The organism is Mycobacterium sp. (assembly GCF_036490025.1).
Classification (GTDB): domain Bacteria; phylum Actinomycetota; class Actinomycetes; order Mycobacteriales; family Mycobacteriaceae; genus Mycobacterium.
This window is the reverse complement of record NZ_DASXEP010000200.1, coordinates 44,041-65,107: the sequence shown is the minus strand read 5'-3', so window position 1 is coordinate 65,107 and position 21,067 is coordinate 44,041. Positions and strand designations below refer to the sequence as shown.

General features: G+C 65.8%; 22 protein-coding genes. 10 read left to right on the top strand and 12 right to left on the bottom strand.

The window, feature by feature from the left end; genetic code table 11:
• Positions 1–2: 2 nt before the first annotated feature.
• Complete coding sequence (locus VGG53_RS23475) at positions 3–833, bottom strand: mycofactocin-coupled SDR family oxidoreductase (RefSeq protein ID WP_331520534.1); 831 nt, start codon at positions 831–833, stop codon at positions 3–5.
• Positions 834–911: 78 nt separating this feature from the next.
• Here VGG53_RS23475 and VGG53_RS23470 point away from each other — a divergent pair, with 78 nt between their 5' ends.
• The 4 genes from VGG53_RS23470 (at position 912) to VGG53_RS23455 (ending at position 5,162) form a co-directional block, all read left to right on the top strand.
• The gene (locus VGG53_RS23470; RefSeq protein ID WP_414689042.1) at positions 912–1,550 is read left to right on the top strand and encodes a TetR family transcriptional regulator; all 639 of its coding nucleotides are present in this window, start codon (positions 912–914) and stop codon (positions 1,548–1,550) included.
• 109 nt (positions 1,551–1,659) lie between these two features.
• On the top strand, positions 1,660–2,820 hold the full coding sequence (locus VGG53_RS23465) for an amidohydrolase family protein (RefSeq protein ID WP_331520518.1): 1,161 nt from the start codon (positions 1,660–1,662) through the stop codon (positions 2,818–2,820).
• Position 2,821: 1 nt separating this feature from the next.
• Positions 2,822–4,054, top strand: a complete 1,233-nt coding sequence (locus VGG53_RS23460) for a Xaa-Pro peptidase family protein (RefSeq protein ID WP_331520517.1) — start codon at positions 2,822–2,824, stop codon at positions 4,052–4,054.
• The gene (locus tag VGG53_RS23455; RefSeq protein ID WP_331520516.1) at positions 4,041–5,162 is read left to right on the top strand and encodes a M24 family metallopeptidase; all 1,122 of its coding nucleotides are present in this window, start codon (positions 4,041–4,043) and stop codon (positions 5,160–5,162) included. The genes VGG53_RS23460 and VGG53_RS23455 overlap by 14 nt, the downstream gene beginning before the upstream one ends.
• 18 nt (positions 5,163–5,180) lie before the next feature.
• On the opposite strand, the gene VGG53_RS23450 is transcribed toward VGG53_RS23455, so the two are convergent.
• From VGG53_RS23450 to VGG53_RS23440, 3 genes are all read right to left on the bottom strand, one after another.
• Complete coding sequence (locus VGG53_RS23450; RefSeq protein ID WP_331520515.1) at positions 5,181–6,152, bottom strand: enoyl-CoA hydratase/isomerase family protein; 972 nt, start codon at positions 6,150–6,152, stop codon at positions 5,181–5,183.
• Between the two features lie 226 nt (positions 6,153–6,378).
• The gene (locus tag VGG53_RS23445) at positions 6,379–7,062 is read right to left on the bottom strand and encodes a TetR/AcrR family transcriptional regulator (protein ID WP_331520532.1); all 684 of its coding nucleotides are present in this window, start codon (positions 7,060–7,062) and stop codon (positions 6,379–6,381) included.
• A gap of 91 nt (positions 7,063–7,153) precedes the next feature.
• Positions 7,154–7,900, bottom strand: a complete 747-nt coding sequence (locus tag VGG53_RS23440; RefSeq protein WP_331520514.1) for a class I SAM-dependent methyltransferase — start codon at positions 7,898–7,900, stop codon at positions 7,154–7,156.
• A gap of 117 nt (positions 7,901–8,017) precedes the next feature.
• Between VGG53_RS23440 and VGG53_RS23435 the strand changes: the two genes are divergently transcribed.
• The 3 genes from VGG53_RS23435 to VGG53_RS23425 are packed head-to-tail and all read left to right on the top strand — an operon-like array spanning position 8,018 to position 10,346.
• Positions 8,018–9,013, top strand: coding sequence for a GNAT family N-acetyltransferase (locus VGG53_RS23435; RefSeq protein ID WP_331520513.1), 996 nt, complete (start codon positions 8,018–8,020; stop codon positions 9,011–9,013).
• Between the two features lies 1 nt (position 9,014).
• The gene (locus VGG53_RS23430) at positions 9,015–9,668 is read left to right on the top strand and encodes a DUF5642 family protein (RefSeq protein ID WP_414689041.1); all 654 of its coding nucleotides are present in this window, start codon (positions 9,015–9,017) and stop codon (positions 9,666–9,668) included.
• A gap of 24 nt (positions 9,669–9,692) precedes the next feature.
• Positions 9,693–10,346, top strand: a complete 654-nt coding sequence (locus VGG53_RS23425; protein ID WP_331520511.1) for a DUF5642 family protein — start codon at positions 9,693–9,695, stop codon at positions 10,344–10,346.
• A gap of 3 nt (positions 10,347–10,349) precedes the next feature.
• On the opposite strand, the gene VGG53_RS23420 is transcribed toward VGG53_RS23425, so the two are convergent.
• On the bottom strand, positions 10,350–10,946 hold the full coding sequence (locus VGG53_RS23420; RefSeq protein ID WP_331520510.1) for an alpha-ketoglutarate-dependent dioxygenase AlkB: 597 nt from the start codon (positions 10,944–10,946) through the stop codon (positions 10,350–10,352).
• Between the two features lie 50 nt (positions 10,947–10,996).
• Positions 10,997–11,428, bottom strand: coding sequence for a redox-sensitive transcriptional activator SoxR (gene soxR, locus VGG53_RS23415; RefSeq protein WP_331520509.1), 432 nt, complete (start codon positions 11,426–11,428; stop codon positions 10,997–10,999).
• A 45-nt stretch (positions 11,429–11,473) separates the two neighbouring features.
• Between soxR and arcA the strand changes: the two genes are divergently transcribed.
• Positions 11,474–12,682 carry an arginine deiminase gene (gene arcA / locus VGG53_RS23410; protein ID WP_331520508.1) on the top strand — a complete coding sequence of 403 codons (1,209 nt, stop codon included), beginning with the start codon at positions 11,474–11,476 and terminating at the stop codon, positions 12,680–12,682.
• A 371-nt stretch (positions 12,683–13,053) separates the two neighbouring features.
• On the opposite strand, the gene VGG53_RS23405 is transcribed toward arcA, so the two are convergent.
• Entirely contained in the window at positions 13,054–13,935 is an 882-nt protein-coding gene (locus VGG53_RS23405; RefSeq protein ID WP_331520507.1) for a hypothetical protein, read from the bottom strand.
• Between the two features lie 102 nt (positions 13,936–14,037).
• Entirely contained in the window at positions 14,038–15,597 is a 1,560-nt protein-coding gene (locus tag VGG53_RS23400; RefSeq protein ID WP_331520506.1) for a dolichyl-phosphate-mannose--protein mannosyltransferase, read from the bottom strand.
• 87 nt (positions 15,598–15,684) lie between these two features.
• Between VGG53_RS23400 and rsmI the strand changes: the two genes are divergently transcribed.
• On the top strand, positions 15,685–16,524 hold the full coding sequence (rsmI, locus tag VGG53_RS23395; RefSeq protein WP_331520505.1) for a 16S rRNA (cytidine(1402)-2'-O)-methyltransferase: 840 nt from the start codon (positions 15,685–15,687) through the stop codon (positions 16,522–16,524).
• Here the strand turns inward: rsmI and VGG53_RS23390 are convergent.
• The 4 genes from VGG53_RS23390 to VGG53_RS23375 form a co-directional block, all read right to left on the bottom strand.
• Positions 16,460–17,737 (bottom strand): aminodeoxychorismate synthase component I, encoded by a 1,278-nt coding sequence (locus VGG53_RS23390; protein WP_331520504.1) that lies wholly within the window; start codon positions 17,735–17,737, stop codon positions 16,460–16,462. The two genes, rsmI and VGG53_RS23390, sit on opposite strands and share 65 nt — an antisense overlap.
• A gap of 21 nt (positions 17,738–17,758) precedes the next feature.
• Complete coding sequence (locus VGG53_RS23385; RefSeq protein ID WP_331520503.1) at positions 17,759–18,661, bottom strand: RNA polymerase sigma-70 factor; 903 nt, start codon at positions 18,659–18,661, stop codon at positions 17,759–17,761.
• The gene (locus VGG53_RS23380) at positions 18,658–19,833 is read right to left on the bottom strand and encodes an NAD(P)/FAD-dependent oxidoreductase (RefSeq protein ID WP_331520502.1); all 1,176 of its coding nucleotides are present in this window, start codon (positions 19,831–19,833) and stop codon (positions 18,658–18,660) included. Before VGG53_RS23380 ends, VGG53_RS23385 begins: the two co-directional genes overlap by 4 nt.
• An 88-nt stretch (positions 19,834–19,921) precedes the next feature.
• A complete protein-coding gene (locus VGG53_RS23375) occupies positions 19,922–20,500 on the bottom strand; it encodes a TetR/AcrR family transcriptional regulator (protein WP_331520501.1) in 579 nt (192 codons plus the stop codon).
• Between the two features lie 99 nt (positions 20,501–20,599).
• Here VGG53_RS23375 and VGG53_RS23370 point away from each other — a divergent pair, with 99 nt between their 5' ends.
• Complete coding sequence (locus tag VGG53_RS23370) at positions 20,600–21,064, top strand: DUF1772 domain-containing protein (RefSeq protein WP_331520500.1); 465 nt, start codon at positions 20,600–20,602, stop codon at positions 21,062–21,064.
• The last annotated feature ends 3 nt before the right edge of the window (positions 21,065–21,067 follow it).

The following is a 21,067-nucleotide window of genomic DNA, read 5'->3' as shown; positions in this document are numbered from 1 at the left end:
GGTCACACCTTGTTGCAGAAGCCCGCGTCGACCGGAAAAGTCACGCCGGTCACGTATTTGGCCTCGTCCGACACCAGATAGGCAATAGCGGCGCTGATATCTTCGGGCTCCAGCATTCCGACCGGCATGGGATTTTGCAGATGCGGCCCAGCGTCAGGGTTCTTCTCGAGAAACTCGACCATGTCGGGATTCACGGCCATCATGGTGTTTACTGCGGTGGGGTGAACGGTGTTGACCCGAATGCTCATCGGTGCAAGCGCATTGGCCAGTGCCCGCATCAAACCGACGATTCCGGTCTTCGACGCGGCGTAGCCCAGACCGCCGCCTTGCAAGCCGCCGAAACCCTTGATGCCCGCTGTCGAACTGGTGAAAATGATGACGCCACCACGGTTTCCGGTCAGCAAGTGCGGAATCGTGGCCCAGGCGGTGTGGTACGCGCCGTCGAGATTGACGCGGGTCACCGCCTGCCATTGGGCCAGCTCTTCTTCAATGCTCAGTTGTCGAAACGCCAATGGCGCGATTCCTGCATTGGCCAAGACGATGTCAAGACGGCCGAATTGATCGACTCCGGCGTCCACCGCAACCTTGACCTGATCAAAGTTGCGCACGTCCGCAACGCTGCCGATCATCTTGCCGCCGGCATCCTCGACGAGCGCGATGGTCTCGTCGAGTTCATCCCGCGAGGCCATCGGATAGCGGTTCGCCGCAATATCGGCGCAGATGTCGATGCCGACGATGTTCGCGCCCTCGCGCGCGAGGCGAACGGCGTGGCTCCGCCCCTGTCCTCGCGCAACGCCGGTGATGAAGGCGACTTTGCCATCCACTGAACCCACGGCGCGATTCCTAACTTCCAGTTGGGTCATCGGCCCAATCCGATGGAAGTAACCGAGTTACTCTGTGGGCACAGTAACATGGTTACCGTGACGGGAAAAGTGTCTGAGCTGGGATCGGCAACCGGTAGTCCGTCTGCTCCACCGTCAACCGACCCGATTCTCGAGATCGTGGTCGACATACTCGATACCGATGGCTACGAGGCCGTCCAACTGAGAGAAGTGGCAAGAAGGGCCAAGGTGTCACTGGCCACCATCTACAAGCGTTACCCGACTCGCGACGCGCTGATCGTCACCGCGCTGGAATGGTGGATGGAAGCCAACCGGTATGCGGGGCTGCCGTCGCTGGCCGACAGGCTGCCGGGGGAGTCGATCTACGCAGATCTCGTGCATGTGCTCACAACGATTTTCGAGCCCTGGGAACGGCACCCGGTGATGCTGCGGTCCTACTTCAGGGCGCGATCAGGGCCCGGCGGGCAACGACTCATCCAGCGCGGCGTCGACGCCGTAGTTCCCATAACAAGAACGATCTTGGCGTCCGCCGATCCGAGTTTCGCCGACGACCTCGAGTTGATCCTCACCGGCGTCGCGTTCGGTTTTCTGGCGCAGTTCGCCCAAGGCGAAATAGACGTCACCGAGATCGTGCCCGGCATCGAACGCACCGTGTTCTGGTTGACGAGGGGGTACGAGAGCCTTCCGGTTGAGGGCCCGTCTTCCTAGCGGCTTGCACCGAGCTTGCGAGAGTTACCCGTCACATGGTGAGAGGCAGAAGAGTTAATCTGCAATATCTACCGGATCTGGATCTGAAACTGATTGGTGGGCTGGAACAATGACCCAAGCAAACGTGCTCTACCCACCCGGCGGCTTCGGTGCGCCGAAGAATCGGCGCGGGAAGGCCCACGGAAACATCGGCCTTCCCGCAGGTACCGAGGTGTTCTCCGCCGACACACACATCTCATTGGCCGCCGACATCTTCTACGAGCGATTGCCGGACGACCTCAAAGACAGCGCACCGCGGATCTGGTACGAAGACGGCGCTTACCAGATAGGCCACCACGGTCAGTCATTCCTGCCGGACGTGTTCAGTGCGGTGTTGATGCAGTACGACGACCTCGACGGTGCGGCGACCAACAACATCGAAGCGCGGATACGCGAGCTGCATGAGGATGGCGTGGACCGGGAGCTCGCCTTCCCCAATGCGCTGCTGGCCATGTTCGGATTTCCGGACAAGCCACTCCGGGAACGGGTTTTCCGCATCTACAACGAGTACATCGCCGATTTACAAGAACGCTCGAACGGCCACTTCCTGGGCGTGGGTCTGATCAACTGGTGGGATCCCGCCGGAGCCCGGCGGACACTCGACGAGCTGAAATCGCTTGGCCTCAAAACGTTTTTGCTGCCACTCAACCCGGGTAACGGCGACGACGGCATCATGCTGGATTATGCGTGCACTGCGATGCGGCCGGTCTGGGATGCGATCGAGGAATCCGGCCTACCGGTCACGCACCACATCGGCGAAACCCCGCCGAAGGCGCCCTGCGAGGTCAATAACGTGGCGGTCGCCATGATGGTCAACATCGACGGGTTTCGGGAGATGTTCTCCAAGTACATCTTTGGCGGCATCCTCGATCGTCATCCGAGTCTGCGGATCGGCTGGTTCGAAGGTGGCATCGCCTGGATTCCGCCGGCGCTGCAAGACGCCGAGCATGTGCTGGCCTCCTACCAGCACATGCTCGATCATCCGTTGGAGCACGACATCCGTCACTACTGGAACACCCACATGAGTGCGTCGTTCATCGTCGACCCACTGGGCCTGAAGTTGATCGAGGACATCGGCGTGGACAAGGTGATGTGGTCGTCGGACTACCCGCACAACGAGAGCAGCTTTGGCTATTCGGAGAAATCACTGGCCGCCGTCGTGGAAGCCGTCGGTGCGGACAATGCCGTCCGCATCGTCAGCGGTAACATCAAAAAGTTCTTGGGTATATGAGATGACGGCATCGTCCAGCGTGCAGAACGTCGTCATCCCCGAGGAGCCCGACCGGGCACGGATGCATCGCGACACCACTGCGCGGCTTCGCAATGCGATGGCCGAGCACGGCGTCGACGCGCTGATCCTGTTGATGAACGACAATGTCGCGTACGCCACGGGCGCCAGCTGGCCGGTGCTGGATGCCGGCCTGTCGCACGTCGAGCGTCCGGTGGCGATCGTGCTGGCCGACGACCAACATCCGCATCTGTTCATCCCGTTCCGGGAGGGCGCCGCGTCGGAATCCCATGTGCCCGAGGACCATCTACACGATGCTCTCTATCTCGAAATAGACGAGGGTGTCGAGCAATTCGCGCGGGTAGTCGGCGAGCTGATCCCACGCGGCGGCAGCGTCGCGGTTGACGAGATGACCGGTGCGATGCGCCGCGCCGGCGAGCGGATCTTCCCCGGCGGGCCGCCGTCGGAGGCCGCGGTGGTGGTCGGAGCGGCAAACCTGGTCAAGACCCCGGACCAGATTGCCTGCCTGCGCAAGGCCAGCCGCATCACCGAATGCGCGATGGTCGACGTGCAACAACAGTTGGCTCCCGGTGTTCGACAGACCGATCTGTCGGCCAAGCTGGTACGCCGGGGATTCGAACTGGGCGCGACGGCCAACATGCTGGAGGCGATCTGGCAGGTGATGCCGCCGTCCCGTGCCGAGGGGGTGTGGACGACGCACGGCGACCTGGCGTTGCCGCTGCTGACCAACGAACGTGAACTCGCCAAGGGCGATGTGCTGTGGACCGACGTCAGCATCAGCTACGCCGGGTACTGCTCGGACTTCGGGCGCACCTGGGTGGTCGGCGACACACCGTCCGCCCGCCAGCAGGCTCAGTACGAACAGTGGCAGCACATCCTCGACGAGGTGCTGAAGGTGACCAAAGCCGGTGCGACATCAGGTGATCTCGCGCGGGCGGCGATCGCCGCCAACCGCGGCAGTAAGCCATGGCTGCCGCACTTCTACCTCGGACACGGCATTGGCCTCTATCCGGCGGAGCCGCCCATGATCGGCACCGACCTGGGCGAGGAGTTCGACGACAACTTCGTCTTCCCCGTCGGGATGACGCTGGTGCTGGAGCCGGTGGTGTGGGAAGACGGCACCGGCGGTTACCGCAGTGAGGAGATCGTGGTCATCACTGACGACGGCTGTATCCGGATTACCGACTACCCCTATACGCCCTATGGCCCGCACTGAGATTTCGCCGGACGGCCGGGATCTTCGGTTCGGCCGTCGGCAACGGGCGCTGGCGCAGCTGGAAGCCCACGACATCGACATCCTGGTGCTCGGTCGCCAGGCCAATGTCCGCTACGTGACCGGGGCGCCGCAGTTGTGGATCGGCGGAACGCGGCCGTTCGGCCCGGTCTGTGTGATGCTGCGCGGTACTGGCGAGATCTTCCTGATGAGCACCGACGACGAGGGTATCCCGGAGGAGATCGGCCGCGACCGGCTCTATGGTCTGGCCTGGAATCCGATGACGCTGATCGAGGTGCTGAAGAACATCGACGGGTCGTCGACCGCACGTCGCGTCGGAACCGATGCGATCACACCGACTTTCGCGAAGCTGCTGCCGATGGCATTCCCGAATGCCGAATTCGTCGACGGCGAACTGGCGATGCGAACCGCGCGACGGATCAAGACACCCGACGAGGTCGAGGCGATGACCACCGCGGTCCGGGTCGCCGAAGCCGGGATCGCTGCGGCCGTCGCGGAGTTGCGGCCCGGGCTGACCGAGCAGACGCTGGCCGGTGCGGTACTGGAGGCGATGGCCGCGGGCGGCGTGAGCACACCGGCCACCCAGGACGCCGCATGGGTGATCTCGCGGGAACATCCGTGGCGGCGCGCGCACGGCGACGGTCAGGTGGGTCCCGGCGACATGGTCGCATTCAGCGCCGGTGCACTGGCCGAGGGATACGTCGCGGAGGTTGGCCGGACGTGGCCGGCGGGTGACGCCACCGATGCGACCGGCAAACTTTACCGGCGCTCGAATGAGCTGTGGGACAAGCTGATCGCGGCCTGCCGGCCCGGCGCCCGCGGTGGCGACCTGCTCGCCGCTTACGATGAGGCCGGCGAGCCGGCACCACCGATGGCGGTTGCGCACGGGCTGGGGCTGGGCTTCGACCCGCCGGTGATCTCCCGGCAGCTTCCGGCCACCGCCGACGCCGAACGGCTGGATCCGGGGATGGTGCTCGCGCTCACCGGCTACGTGTGGCAGGAAGGCCTCGGCGGAGTGCTGCGCCGCGACACCGTCGTCATCACCGACGACGGACCCGAGGTGCTGACCGCCAGCCCGTCGTGGCACTAGTAGCCAACCCGGTCTCCGTCAGGGCTTGGCGCGTCCCGAGCGGCTCAGCCGCCACTCGGGCGGGAAGTTCAGGTCGTTGTCCTTCACCACGTTGTTGAGGCCCTTCTCGAAAGTGCCTTCGGTGAGGTCGACCTCGTTCGCCTGGTCGTTGGCCATCATCGGCAGCATGGCCTCGACCATGCCGGCGAGCAGACTGCCGAAGTACTCACCCTTGTGCTGCTTGTACAGCTCCAGAAATGTCTTCTGTACGGCGACGGTGTCGGTCGGACGCGACCGCGAGCACGCCAGCGCGTACTTCTCGGTCTCGGCTTCCAGCTTGTCACGGGCTACGACGCTGTTGATGAAGCCGCAGTCGTACATCTCCTTTGCGCTGAAAGGCCTTCCGGTGAACAGCATTTCGGAGAACTTGCGCAGGCCCATCGTCTCGGCCCACCACCACAGCCGGGGGCCCCAACCGACATAGCGGAAAGCGGGATGCCCGAACAGCGCGTCATCGGAAGAGATCACCAGGTCGGCGTCACCGGCCTGGTAGAAGTGCCAGCCGTAACAGTAGCCCTTGGCTTCGATGATGCTGATCTTGCGGAGTTCCTGCAGCGGCCTGTTGCCCGCTTTGGCCTTGGCGTAAAAGTCGGTGACGGTGGACAGGTAGCGGTATGAGCCGCCCGGCGGGTACTTGACCTCGTCGTCGTTGATCGCCAGCTCGTGCAGCAGCGGCATACCGGGGTTCTCCAGCATTTCGCGCTGCTCGGGCAGATCGCCGCCGCTGCCGAAATCATCGCCCTCGCCCCGGATCACCACGACCTTGACGTCATCGTCGACGTTGCACTTGTGGATCAGGTCGGCGTAGTTCTGCCGCATACCAAGATTGGTGGCGTTCTGTGCGTCGGGGCGAGCGAAGGTGATGTAGGCGATGCGGTTCTTTTTGTCCTTCTCGAACTTGATGTACTGCTCGGCTTCCTTCTTCATTTCCTCGTAGTCGTACTCAGGCATCAGTCATCTCCCGTTCGGTTGTTGATTGAGCAAGCTGCCCGTCGACGGGAAGCGAAACGCCTGTGACGCAACGCGACCGGTCATGGTGTCGCGGCCGGGTGGGTGGCGCGCCAGCCGATGGATCGTCACGAAACCTTGCCTTTCGCCACAACTTCGGTGATCCGGATGGGCCAACTCTATTGCCGTAGAGAATTATATGGGCCCGCATTGGGCAAGATCCGATGGCCTATTTCGACGGCGACGATCGTCGGCGGCTCGGCTGCAGTGCACCGCCGTCGTGGGTGAGTCGCCCCCGCTGGTCGCTGCCCAAGACGCCGGCGACGATCGCCGACAGGACACCGTCGAGCTGTTCGGGACTGTCGATGATCCGGTCGCCGTGCACAAACCGAAGCATGAGGCCGTTGATGAAGGTCAGCGTCACGTTGCTGAGATCGTCGACTACGTCGGGGTCCAGCTCGGCGCCGTGCGGCAACAGCTGGACCAGGATGTCGTGGTGCAGCTTGGTGAATGCGTCGGTGCCACGTTGCAGGGTTGCGGCGATCGCGGGATCCCGGGTGGCCTGAATGGTCAGCTCGTAGCGCGCCCTGGTGCGGCTCAGCTGCGGTGCTTCGCCGGACGCGATGACCACCTTGGCCAGCGTGGACGCCGACGCGCCGGCCTCGATGCCGGCGCCGTCGGCGACCGTCTGCAACGTGGCGAGGTCGAGTTCGACCATGCGTTCGGTGACCGCGTGCAGCAACGCCGAGCGGGTGCGGAAGTAGAACGAGGTGGTGCCGTCGGGAACGCCGGCGCGGCCGTCGACCTTCAGATGGCTCAGGCCCTTGGCGCCGTCGTCGGCGAGCAGCTGAATCGCCGCGTCGCAAAGTTCGCGCCGGCGCAGGTCGGGGTTGGGCTTGCGTCTCTTCGGTATCCCGGCAGTGTAGCGGCCGTTCACGCGTGGTTTTGGTGTCAAAAGCGGACCCCGGACGATGAGCTAGGTTTGTGTTCCGTCGACCCGACCGTCAGCCGGGCTTGGCGGCGGTGACGAACTGCAACGTGCGCTGGGTCTGCTGCTCGATGTCGACGAGCCCGGTCGAGGAGAACAGGCTGACGAATTCGTGCCGATCGAACAAGCGCAGCCCGATCACCCCCGCGGTCGCGGTCATCGCGCGCCGGATGGGCGGTATCTGGCCCGCGTAGCTGGTCAATATCGCCACCCGACCGCCGGGCGCCAGCACCCGCGCCATTTCACGGGCGACTTGAAACGGTTCGGGCATCAGATAGAGCGCGCCGAAACAGCAGACGGCGTCGAAAGTTTCATCGCCGAACGGCAGCGTGCTCGCGTCACCGCGGACATAACCGGTGCGTGGTCCGCTGTTGTCGAGCACCGCGCGGGTCAGCATCGGCACCGAGATGTCCAACCCGACAGCAAGGCCGCCCGACGGTAGTTGTTGAGCCAATTGAGCGGTGAAATTGCCTGGGCCACATGCGATATCGAGTAATCGGTGTGCGCCAGACAAGCGCAGGGCATCGGCAGCTCGGCGTTGCTCGGCGCGGGTGGTGACGCCGCTGGCAACGTAGAACGCCACTGGGCGCCACAGCCGCTCGTACACCGTCGCGACCAGCGGGCTGTTCATCGCGAGCTGAGCCAGCGTGGGGGTTTCGCTGGCCACCGACGCGCCGAGCACGTCGAGGAAGCCGTGTCGCAAGCTGGCTTCGCGATCGAGCAAATCGCGGGTTGTCTCCAGCGGATCGTCGGTGCTGCCCATCTCAGTGAGTTTGGCCGCACGGGGGTCGGGATGCGCGTCCGGGGCCGATTTCCTTGCTGCAACACGATCAAAACACCTAGCCTGGGCACCATCTTCAGAAGTCGACAGGGGCGGCATGTGACCGAACTGACCGCACTGCGCGCCGACGAACTTGCCGGACTGGACATCTTCACGGGCCGTCCCGCCGAAGACTTGATGCCATTGGCGGCCAGCCTGCAGCCCCTGCAGGCCGCTGCCGGTCAGGTCCTGATGAGACAGGGCGAAGAGGCGGTGTCCTTCCTGCTCATCGCGTCGGGCACGGCCGCGATCAAGCACGTCGCCGACGACGACGTGGTGACCGTCGAGCAGGTGTCGGCCGGCACGATCGTCGGCGAGATCGCGCTGCTGCGCCACATCCCGCGGACGGCGACGGTGACCACCTCTGAGCTGCTGACCGGTTGGATCGGCGACAACGACGCGTTCGCGCGGCTGGTGCACATCCCCGGGATCATGAGCCGGTTGGTGCGCACCGTCCGCCAGCGGCTCGCGGCCTTCCTCACGCCGATCCCGGTCCGCACCCGTGACGGCACCGACCTGTTACTGCGCCCGGTGCTTCCCGGCGACAGCGAGCGGACTTTGCAGGGCCACGTCTGGTTTTCCAGCGAGACGCTGTATCGACGCTTCATGTCGGCGCGCTTGCCCAGCCCGGCGCTGATGGACTATCTGGCCGAGGTCGACTACGTCGACCACTTCGTCTGGGTGATGACCGATCGCGATGGCAATCCGGTAGCCGACGCGCGCTTCGTGCGCGACGACCATGATCCGGCGGTCGCCGAGATCGCGTTCACCGTCGCGGACGCATACCAGGGCCGCGGGATCGGGTCGTTTTTGATCGCCGCCCTCTCCGTTGCCGCCCGGGTCGCCGGGGTCGAAAAATTCTCCGGCCGCATGCTCGCCGACAATGTGGCGATGCGCACGATCATGGACCACTACGGCGCGTTCTGGGAGCGCGACGACGTCGGGGTGGTCACCACCACGATCGACGTACCCGATCCGCACGATCTTCTGCTGAGTCGCGACATGATCGCCGAAATCAAACACACTGCCCGCCAAGTCATTCTGGCTGTCAGCTAGCATGCGGTTCTGGGCAGTCGCATTGGTTTGCCTACTGCTCGCCGCGTGCAGTCATCCAAGTGAGCGTGCACCCGCACCTACGGCCAAGGCAGCGATGCGACACGTCGATCCCGCCAATGTCAGGCGGGTGCGGCGCGAACTACCGCCCGGCTACGAGGTGACCGCGGTATCGGCAGTGACTGCGCCGCCGGGGATCTGGGGTCTGGGTGGGGCCGCTGTCGCGACCCCACCGCGCTGTGCGGCGCTGGCCGACCCGGCCGGCGGGCACAGGCAATCCGCGCAAGGTGTTTCGGGATCGGGCGCCGGCGGCACGGTGTACGCGGTGGTGGTAGCGGCGTCCGTGGCGCTGGATCAGTCCCTGGTCGCGCAGTGCCGGCAATGGAGCATGACCGGCCGGCGCGCGCACGCGCGTGTTCATCTCGTCGACCCGCCGCGCATCGACGCCGCTGAAACCCTGGGTATGGCCGTCGAAATCGTGACATCGGTCGAAGGCGGCAATGAAATCGGTTCGCAGGCAAGCACCTTCACCGCGTATCTGGGCGACTACTACGCATTCACCACCGTGGTCAGCGACCCCGGCTCGCCGGACCCCGCGCTGACACCTCAGTTCGCGCGCGAGTTGCTGGTGAAAACGGTATCGGCGTTACGCGGTTGACGGCGGTGCGTTAGATTGACGCGAATGATGCGGATTGCGGTGGCGATCGGAAGTGTCTGCGTGTTGGCGGCTTGCTCGCATGGATCTGAGGCGCCGCCCTCAGCCGATATCACCAAGATCGGGCAGGTGAAGTCCGACTTCGGGCCGGGCTACAAAGTCAAGGAAACGGCGAAAACCGGGATCGATCCCAAGGTGTTGTCGACGCACAAACTTCCGCCGGGGCTGACCTTCGATCCGCCCGACTGCGCGTCGTTCGTGGTCGGCGAGGACATGCCATCGGGTCTGCAGGGAAACATGGCCGCGGTGGCCGCCGAAGGGACCGGCGGCCGCTTCATCGCGATGGCTGTGCAGACGTCGCAGCCGGTGCCGTTCAAGGAGCCCGGGCGAAACTGCCAGAAGGTGGCCTTTCAAGGTGGCCGGGTCCGCGGTCTCATCGAGGTCATCGAGGTGCCGCAGATCGAAGGGACGCACACCCTTGGCGTGCACCGCGTTCTGCAGACCGTGGTGCAGGGAAAGCCGCGCAGCGGCGAGTTGTACAACTACACCGCCCGTTTCGGCGACTATCAGGTGATCGTCACCGCCAACCCGATCGTGGAGCAGGGCCAGCCCGCCAAACCCGTCGATACCAAGCAGGCGCGCGACTTGCTCGTCAAATCGGTCGCCGCGATCAAGGGCTGATGTCTAACGGACGTTCCTGGGCCTGAACTGAATACTGATCCGCGGCCCAGTGCTGGCCGACGTCTTCGGTACCGAGTGCTCCCAAGTCCGCTGGCACGAGCCCCCCATCACCAGCAGATCGCCGTGCGCCTGCGGCAATCGCAGCGACGAGCCGCCCCCGCGGGGGCGCATCGCGAAGGTGCGGGTGGCGCCGAGGCTGATGATCGCCACCATGGTGTCGTGGGTGCTACTGCGGCCGATGGTGTCGCCGTGCCACGCCACGCTGTCGGACCCGTCGCGATACCAGCAGAGGCCGACGGTGGTGAACGGCTCGCCGAGCTCGCCCGCGTAGATGTCGTTGAGACGCCGCCGGATCCGGGCCAACTGCGGATGCGGCGGCTCCTCGGCGGCGAGGTCGTGAAAGCTCACCAGGCGGGGAACATCCAGCACCCGGTCATACATCTGGCGGCGTTCGGCCCGCCAGGGGACCGTCTTTTGCAATTCGCCCAACAACTCGTCGGCACCGGTCAACCATCCTGAGCGGATATCGATCCAGGCTCCGTGGCCGAGCGTTCGACGGTCGTTGCACTCAAACAACGACTCCTGAACCGAGATCGCCACGGCGGCCAGTCTATCGCACAACTGTTCGAACTTCGCGTGGCGACGATGCACTACAGCCGGACCGGCCCGGGGCCCTGGTTGGCGAGCACGTCGCCGGGATTGAACAGCGCGCAACTGCGCAGGCTCAGACATCCGCAGCCGATGCAATCGGCGAGGTTGTCGCGTAGCCGCTGCAGATGCAGGATCCGATCGTCGAGGTCGGCGCGCCAGTCGGTGGACAGCCTGGCCCAGTCCCGGCTGGTCGGGATCCGATCGGCGGGCAGCGTGGCCAGCGCGTCACGGACGCGTGCCAGCGGAATGCCCAGCCGCTGCGACATCTTGATGAACGCGACCCGCCGCAGGGTGTCACGGCTGTAGCGGCGCTGGTTGCCCGACGTGCGCCTGCTGACGATCAGACCCCGCCGCTCGTAGAAGTGCAGAGCTGAGATCGCGACGCCGGCCCGACTGGCGAGTTCACCGGGAAGCAGCTCATGGCCGTGCACAAGCTGAACCTACTTGAGGTGCAGTTTCGCATTAACGTGCTAAGTGTGAGCAACGGTGGGCTGGGCGTGAATTCCGAAGTGGGTGCATTACGGGTAGTCATCGTGCACCGGCCCGGCGCCGAGCTGCGCCGGCTCACCCCGCGCAACTACGACGATCTGCTGTTCGACGGACTGCCTTGGGTGGCACGGGCACAAGAGGAACACGATGCGTTCGTCGAGTTGCTCCGCTCCCGCGGAGTCGAGGTGCTGTTGCTGGCCGACTTGCTGAACGAGGCGCTGGCCAGCGGCGCAGCCAGAATGCAGGGCATAGCGGCTGCCGTTGATGTCCTGCGGTTGGGATCGCCTCTGGCGCAGGAACTTTCGATCTATCTGCGTGCCCTCGAACCGACCGCGCTGGCTGATGTGCTGATGGCCGGCATGACGTTCGACGAGTTGCGGTCGGATATGCGCCCGGACGCTTCGCTTGTCCGTCGCATGTATCGCGGCGGCGACTACGTCATCGAGCCGTTGCCGAACCTGGTGTTCACCCGCGACTCGTCGATCTGGCTCGGTCCCCGGGTCGTCATCCCGTCGCTGGCCTTGCCCGCACGAGCCCGCGAGGCCTCGCTGACCGACTTGATCTATGCCCACCACCGCCGTTTCACCGGTGTGCGACGCGCCTATGAATCGCGCGCTGCGCCCATCGAAGGTGGTGACGTGTTGTTGCTGGCTCCGGGGGTGCTCGCCATCGGCGTGGGCCGGCGAACTACTCCGGCGGGCGCAGAAACTTTGGCGCGCAGCTTGTTCGACGATGGTCTGGCCGAGATCGTGCTGGCGGTGCCGCTGGCCCAGGAGCGTGCGCAGATGCACCTGGACACGGTATGCACGATGGTCGACACCGACGCGGCGGTGATGTACGCCGACGTCGTCGACACGTTGTCCGCGTTCACCATCGCGCGCACATCCGACGGGGTGCGGATCTCCGATGAAGCACTGTTCGTCGACGCCGCGGCCGCCGCGATGGGCATCGACAAGTTACGCGTCATCGACACCGGGCGCGGTGCCGTTGTCACCGAACGGGAACAGTGGGACGACGGCAACAACACACTCGCCCTGGCGCCCGGCGTGGTCGTCGCCTACCAGCGCAATTCGCGAACCAACGCCCGCCTAGAGGATGCCGGGATCGAAGTGCTGACTATCGGCGCCTCCGAGCTGGGCACCGGCCGGGGTGGGCCGCGGTGCATGTCGTGTCCAGCCGCCCGCGATCCGCTGTAGTCGCGCCCGTCAGATCAACGACACGCCCACGGCGGGACACCAAACCATAACGATCCGGCAACCGACCTGCCGTTGTCGCGCGGAACCTGTCACTGTCGTGGTCGTGGCTATTGATACCGACGACCTCGGCAGCGCCGGCGAGCGAATATTTACCGAGAGACAGCCTTACCGCTGTACGCGGGGGCACTGGTTGTTGCCGGGACACATGATCGCCGGAAGCGTGCGGTGCTCATGCGCTCGACGTCGACACACCACGTGGGAGTGCGAATGCGGCGACGTCACATATGCGCCGGCGCTCGCCAAGGCGTGCGCACCACTCAACGCACGCGGCTAGACGGCGCTCCGCGCGAAACAGAAGCTGCGGCAGTGCTTTACGCCGCATCGCGACCCTGGCTTCTGTTTCGAGGCGGTGTCTCAGCGTATCCACGTCGCGCGAGGGCCCGCGATGCCCGTTCAACGATGTCGCGTGGACGATCTTCTTTGATGACCTTGACCACGTGCCAACCGAGTCGTTCGAGCATTTCCGCTCGCCTGATGTCTTTGACATATTGTCGGCGGTCGGTGCGGTGGTGGTCGCCGTCGTATTCGAGTGCGGTCATCTGATCTTCCCAACCCATATCGAGGTATGCGACTTGCTGCCCATCGGTTACCCGAATCTGCGTGGTGGGGTGGGGAAATCCGGCATCGACCAAAACCAGCCGCAGCCAAGATTCCTTCGGTGATTCCGCACCTGCGTCCATGAGGTCGAGGGCTTGTCGTGCCCGTTGGTTGCCGCGGGCACCGGGATAGCGCGCGACGAGAACCATCACGTCCTGCCTCGTGACATTTGTCGCCCGGGCGAGGGCGTCGAGGTACGCGACCGCCTTGCTTCGCGGAAGATGTCGCGCGAGGTCGAAAGCCGCTCGTGCCGGGGTGGCAACCGCGACTCCTGTGATCGACGTGACCTCGTCCGGTTCGAACCGCTCGTCGCGAACTACGACGCCGGGCGGGTAGTGATTGTTGCGCCGCAGCAACTCGACCGGCGCTTGTTCCCCGATCCACCGCGCGCCGTGCAACGCCGATGCCGCCAGGCCGGTGACGAGCGCGCGTCGGCCGGACCACAGCCAGGCGCCGATTGTCATGACTTCCAACGACCGAGACATCGATTTCGGGACGTATACATCCGGAAAGATAGGCCGGTAGTTCCAGCGCAACTGGCCACGAGTGAGTGAGCCACTGGCCAACGCTTCGCTGCCAATGGTGGGTGCGATCATGTAATGATCGTGATCGTCGGCACTGACATCCCGCGAAGCAGAAGCCAGGGCTGTGGATTGCCGCGAAACTACAGCCCTAGCTTCTGTTTCGAGGTGGGGAGGTCAGCGCCAGCTGGGCAGCCAGATCTCCATGTTCCAGGTGTTCTGCGAAATCGGCTGACCGGTGAGCACCGGAAACAGCCACGCGAAGTTCGTCAGCACGAGAGCCACGTAGCAGGACACCGCGATGAGCCCGAGGCTGCGGCGTTCGGCACCTTTGATCCCAGGTTTGTAGAGGATGTCGCCGAGGATCAACGCGATCGCCATCGCCAGGAACGGCGCCATGGTGGCCGCATAGAAGAAGTACATCTGGCGGTCGATGTCGGCGAACCACGGCAGCCAGCCCGCGCAATAACCAACCAGCACTGCGGCGTAGCGCCAGTCCCGGCGCACGATCATCCGCCAGCAGGCGTAGGCGAGGACGGGTACCGAAATCCACCACATCGCCGGTGTGCCAACCAACATCACGGCTTTGACGCACGATTGCGCGCCGCAGCCGGGAACGTTCTGCTGGTCGATGGCGTAGAGCACCGGCCGCAACGACATCGGCCAGGCCCATGGTTTGGATTCCCACGGGTGGTAGTTGCCCGCGGAATTCGTCAGGCCGGCGTGGAACTGGTAGGCCTTGACGGTGTAGTGCCAGAGCGACCGGATCGCATCGGGCAGCGGGAAATTCGTCTGTGGCCCGATCGACTGGCCGACCTCGTGCCGGTCGATGGCAGTCTCGGACGCGAACCACGGCGCGTAGCTGCCCAGGTACACCGCGAACGGAATGAGCAACAGCGCGTACGCCGTTGGGATCACGTCACGGCGTACGGCGCCCAGCCATGGCCGCAGCACCTGGTATTGCCTGCGCGCCGCGACGTCGAAGGCCAACGACAGCAGTCCGAAGAACACGACGAAGTACAGTCCGGACCACTTTGTTGCACAAGCCAATCCGAGCAGTACCCCGGCGCCGAACCGCCACCAACGCACGCCCAGCCGCGGTCCCCACACCGTCTCGCCGATCCGGCCTTCGATTGATGCGACGTGCATGCGCTCGCGCACCTGGTCCCGGTCGACGATCAGCGCGCCGAACGCCGCGAGCACCAGGAAGGCCAGGAACCCATCGAGCAGTGCGGTGCGTGCCACCACGAAGCTCACCCCGTCGGCGATCAGCAGTACTCCTGCGATTGCACCGACCAGTGTCGAGCGGCTGATCCGACGCACGATCCGCACCACCAACGCCACCATGGTCACGCCGAGGACGGCGCCGGTGAACCGCCAGCCGAGCCCGTTGTAGCCGAAAATGGCCTCGCCGATCGCGATCAGCTGCTTGCCGACCGGCGGATGGACGACGAGGCCGTAGCCGGGGTTGTCCTCCACGCCGTGGTTGTGCAGCATCTGCCAGGCCTGCGGGGCGTAATGCTTTTCGTCGAAGATCGGGGTGCCGGCATCGGTGGGCGAACCCAGGTTCACGATTCTGGTCACCGCGGCCAGCGCGGTGAGGACGCCGGTGACCACCCAACCCTCTAAGCGGTCGACGGGCCCGAAGTCGGGTGCCGGCGTCAGCGGCCCAGGGCTGATCACCGGGACGGTCCGCTCGGGAGCGACGAGCTCGTCGGCCGGGGCGGTGGTGCTCATCAGAGACGATCGTAGGCTGTGGCGGATGACGGCGCGCCGGCGACGATGAACAGAACAGTGCGATCAGAAAAGGAGGAGGAGCGGCGCATGACGGGTGGTCGACTGCTGCTGGGCGCCACGCCGTTGGGTCAGCCGTCCGATGCGTCATCGCGGCTGATCGCGGCGCTGTCGACGGCGGACATCGTCGCCGCCGAGGACACCCGCCGGGTGCGGACCCTGGCCAAGGCACTTGACGTGACGATCGGCGGAAAGGTGGTCAGCTTCTTCGATCATGTCGAGGCCGCCCGGGTGCCCGCGCTGGTCGAGCAGCTCAACGCCGGCGCCACCGTGCTGGTGGTCAGCGACGCCGGGATGCCGTTGATCAGCGACCCGGGTCACCGGCTGGTGGCGGCCTGCGTGGCGGCTGGCATTGCGGTGCAGTGCCTGCCGGGCCCGTCGGCAGTGACGACCGCGCTGGCGGTGTCCGGGCTGCCGTCGGAGCGGTTCTGCTTCGAAGGTTTCGCGCCACGCAAACAGGCAGCGCGCAGAAGCTGGCTGACGTCGCTGGCGGCCGAGCCGCGCACGGCGGTGTTCTTCGAATCGCCGCGGCGGCTGGCGGCCTGTCTGGGCGACGCGGTCGATCAACTCGGCGGGGATCGCCGGGCGGCGGTGTGCCGCGAGCTGACCAAGGTGCACGAGGAAGTGGTGCGCGGATCGCTGGACGAGCTGGCCGCGTGGGCCGCCGATGGCGTGCTCGGCGAGATCACCATCGTGCTGGCGGGTGCGACTCCGCGCGCCGACCTGCCTTCGCTGGTGGTGGAGGTGAGCGCGCTGGTCGACGGCGGGATGGGCGTCAAAGACGCCTGCGCGCAGGTGATTGCGGCTACGCCGGGAGCGCCCTCACGGCGTGAGCTCTACGACGCGGTGCTTCGCGCCCGGCGGCGGTGATACCGGCTCCGATGATCGGCGCCGCCTTGTGCAGGCATTCCTCCCATTCGGCGTCGGCGTCGGAGTCTGCGGTGATCCCGCCGCCGGAGCCCAGCACCGCGTTGCCTATCGCGTCGAATTCCACCGTGCGGATCGCGACATTCAGTTCGCAGCCGGCCACCGGCGAGGCCAAACCGACTGTGCCGCAATAAACTCCGCGTCGCGACTGCTCCCACTGCGAAATAAGTTGCCGCGCACGTAATTTCGGCGTGCCAGTGATCGAGGCCGGCGGGAAGGTGGCTTCCAGCAGCGCCGAGGTGGGCAGCTCGATGGGTACTTGCGCCGACACGGTCGACACCAGGTGCCACACCCCGGGTGCGGGCCGCACCTCGAGCAACTCGGGAACCGTGACCGATCCGGTGACCGCGACCCGGCCCAGGTCGTTGCGGACCAGGTCGACGATCATGATGTTCTCGGCGACATCCTTGCTCGAGGCTCGCAGCGCCGACGGGGGAGCGTAGAGCGGCAACGTGCCCTTGATCGGACTCGAAATGACCAGGTCGCCGCGTCGGCACAAGAAGAGCTCCGGCGACAGCGATGCCACCGCGCCCCAGGGGCCGGCGACGTAGGCCGCCCGCGCCGGTGCGGTGCGCGCTACACCGTCGACGAAGAAGTCCAGCGGCTCCCCGGCGATGGTGCCGGCGAATTGCGTGCACACACAGGCCTGGTAGACCTCCCCGGCGCGGATGGCTTCCAGACAGGCCAGCACCCCGGCGCGATGCGCCTGACGGTCGGCGGCGTCCCAGTCGATCCGGTACGCCCGCGCCGGCACCGGAGCCGTCAGCGCGTCGGCCAGCCAACCGGGCATCGGGGCACCGGACAGGCTTTCGAACCACCATTGCCGGTCGCGGTCGCAGCGCAACACGCAGTCGGTCCAGCCGCCCGCGGCCTCGGGTATCCGGGCGGGTCGCCCATCGGCGCCCGGATCGGGATAGGACAGGTAGCCGATCCAGCCACCGCCGACCGTCGTACTGTGCGAACCCGGTCGCACGTCGAACGCATCGGCTGGGTCGACGGGCTGCACCGACAGGCTCGGGGCGATCACGGCCAGCGCGCCGAACCATTGGCCGGTCAGCGCGGCCGGTGGCGGCAGCTCCAGCCGGTTCGCGGCGTCGCCGATGGCCCGCAGCACCTCGTGAGCGCTGCCGAGATCGCCGAGCCGGTCGATTCGCACGCTCCTAGCTTTGCAGAAATCTCAGCCGCGGCTGATTTTGCGTACGATCGTCGCGGCGGCGAGCTTGTCGGGATTGCGCATCGCATAGAAGTTTCTGATCTTTCCGTGGACGATCTCCACGGTGAAAACACCTTCCAGTCGGTCGCCGGCGTAGAGCAGCACCGCCGGTGCCGCGTTGCAGACGACCATCTCCACGCGGACACCGGGCAGTTGCATGCCGCGCCCGATCAGCCCGACGACCGCTCTGGCGACCCGATCGGCCCCGATCACCGGACGGCGGGCCGCGCTGGCCTTGCCGCCACTGTCGGCGGTCCACACTACGTCCGGAGCCAGCATCGACATCACCGCCTGCACATCACCGCCGGCGGCCGCCGCCATGAACTCGGTGGCGATCCGCGCGTTCTGCTCCGGGTCGACCGGAGCGAAGCGCTTCCGCCGGGCCTGGACGTGTTCGCGGGCCCGATGAGCGACTTGGCGCACTGCGGCCGCCGATTTGCCTACCGTGGAAGCGATTTCGTCGTAGTCGAAGCCGAAAACCTCACGCAGCACGAACACCGCGCGTTCGTCGGGACCCAGCGTCTCCAGCAGCACCAGCATCGCCATCGAAACCGACTCGGCCAGAAGGACATCCGCCGACGGGTCCTGCTCGTCGAGCAGCAGCGGCTCGGGTAGCCACGGCCCGACGTAGTCCTCGCGACGCCGCGCACCCGCCCGCAGCGCGTTGAGCGACTGACGGGTGACCAACCGGGCCAGATACGACTTGGTGTCGTGCACGGTCGAAAGGTCCACCTCCGCCCAGCGCAGGTAGCTGTCCTGCAGGACGTCATCGGATTCGGTTGTCGAGCCGAGGATTTCGTAGGCGATGGTGAACAGCAGCGGCCGCAGCAGCATGAACCGTTCGGCGTGGTCGTTGGAGGTGGTCACGGTACCGCGACCACCTCGGGAGCGATGCGCTCGGCCCGCTTGCCACCTTTGAGCCAGCGGTACCAGCCCGGCTTGGCGGCCTCCCGGCGAATGCCCCACACCGTGCCTTTGCACACCGCCTCTTTGATCGACGCGGCGAGCCGGCCGCCGATGAACAGGTTCACCGGGCTGTCGTCGGGGCGAGCGAACTGGACCGTGGCATACGAGCGGCCCAGGCTGATGCACTGGCCGGTGAAAGCCTGGTTGATCGCGGCGGGTTCCGTGCCGGCGATCCGGCTGAGCACCGTGTTGGCGGCCTGGGCACCCAGCGGGATCGCCGCTTGGCAGCTCATCCGCAACGGCTGGTCCGACGGCGCAGCAGCGTCACCGGCCGCCACGACGCGCGGATCGTCCACGCTGGTCAGTGTCTCATCGGTGAGTAGCCGGCCCAGCGCGTCGGTACGAAGTCCGCTGCGAGCGGCCAGATCCGGCACGCCGAAGCCCGCGGTCCACACCGTGACCGTGCTCGACAGCACGGCGCCGTCGTCCAGTACCACCGCGTCGGGGCGGACCTCGCCGACCGTTGCGGTTTCGAGCACGTTCACACCAAGGCGACGCAGCCACTTGGCCACCGAACGGCGGCCGGGCCGGCTCAGCGACGGCCCCAGCAGTCCGCCGCAGACCAGCTGCACCGATCGGCCCTGCTCGGCCAGTTCGGATGCCGTTTCGATGCCGGTCAGACCGGCGCCGACAACGGTGACCGGGGCGTCGGGATGCACCTCGTCCAGGGTGCGACGAAGCCGCTCGGCGTGCTCGAATTCAGCGATGGGATAGGCGAATTCAGCTGCGCCGGGCACTACGGCCGGAACCGCTCCGGTGCTGCCGACCGCATAGACGAGGTAGTCGTAATCCAACACGAACGAAGATGCCAGCTCGATCTGGCGATCAGCGGTGTTGATCCGCTCGGCGCTGTCGACGACTAGCTGGATGCCGTCGCCGAGCAGGGTGCCGTAGTCGACGGCGGCGGTGCCACTGCCTGCGGCCAACTGATGCAACCGGATTCGCTCGACGAAAACCGGACGTGGGTTCACCATGGTGATGTCGAGATCGGCGCGCAGCCGCAAATGGTTGGCGGCCAGCGTGCCGGCGTATCCGCCGCCGATCACGACGACGTGAGTGCGCTGGGCAGTCATTGTTGTCTCCTGTTCTCGCGGGTTGTCCTGCCCTCAAGACACCGCTGAGACCGACGATGTGACAACGGTGGCGCCGCTGTGACCAGGCTCACGTCGGGTGCGAGAAGCCGACAAGCAGTAGATCTACCCGCGCGGCGTCATATTCCGGTCGCAACCGGCCGCTGCGGTCGAGGGTGACCAGGCCGTGCAGCGCGGCCCACACCACTTCGGTCAGCGTGTCAGGATCCCGGGTGCCGGCGATCATCTCCACCGCCGCGCGCAGTTCGGCGAAGCCCGCGTTCAGTTCGGCTGGTGTGTCCTCGGCGGCGAACGGCAGGGTGGTCGCCCGGGTGAACATCGCGTCGAACAACGCGGGGTTATCGCGGGCAAACGCGATGAACGCGTTGGCAACTCGGGTCAGGGCGTCGCGGCCGCCGGCTGCGCCGGTGCGCGCGGTGCACAGCGCGCCGGCAAGTTCGCCGAATCCCTGGAGGGCGACCGACGCGACGATGCCTTCCATGCCGGCGAAGTGCTTGTAGAGCACCGGCTGGCTGTATTCGATCTCGGCGGACAGCCGACGGGTGGTCACGGCGTCCCAACCCTCTTCTTCGGCGAGCCTGCGTGCCGTGTCGGTGATGAGCCGGCGGCGGGCGGCTCGCTCGCGCTCACGGCGGTCTTCGATGGCCATGCGATCCATGTTAGCGACGATATGAAAGCTAGCGACGCTATTGACGCGCCGAATAGGTTGGGTTAGCGTTGCTAACACCTACCGCGGAGGGGAGCACGCATGATCGGCAAATTGTTCGCGTTGATCGCGGTACTGGGTACCGGTGTCGTCTATGGCACCGACGTGTTCTGCGCGATGGTGCAGCGGCCCGCGCTGGCGCATGTCGACGACCGGGCCCTGCTCGCGGTGATGGGCAACATCCATCGCTACGGCGACCGGCGGATGCCGGTGCCCGGCGTGCTCGGCGTGGCGGCCGCAGCGATCAGTGCGGCATTCGCCGCGGCGTCCGGCAGCTGGACCCAAGCCGGCGCAGCCGGTGTCGGCGTCGGCCTGCTGCTGCTGTGGCTACTGCTCTACCTGCGCGTCAGTGCGCCGATCAACCACCAACTCATTGCCGGGGCCGACCGTCTCGAGCTGTCGACGGATGCCCGTGCACTGCAAGGCAACTGGGATAAAGTCATCACCGCCAGGGCCAGTCTGCAAGGCCTGGCGGTCGCGGCGTTGTGCGTGACGTTGCTGATCTGAAAC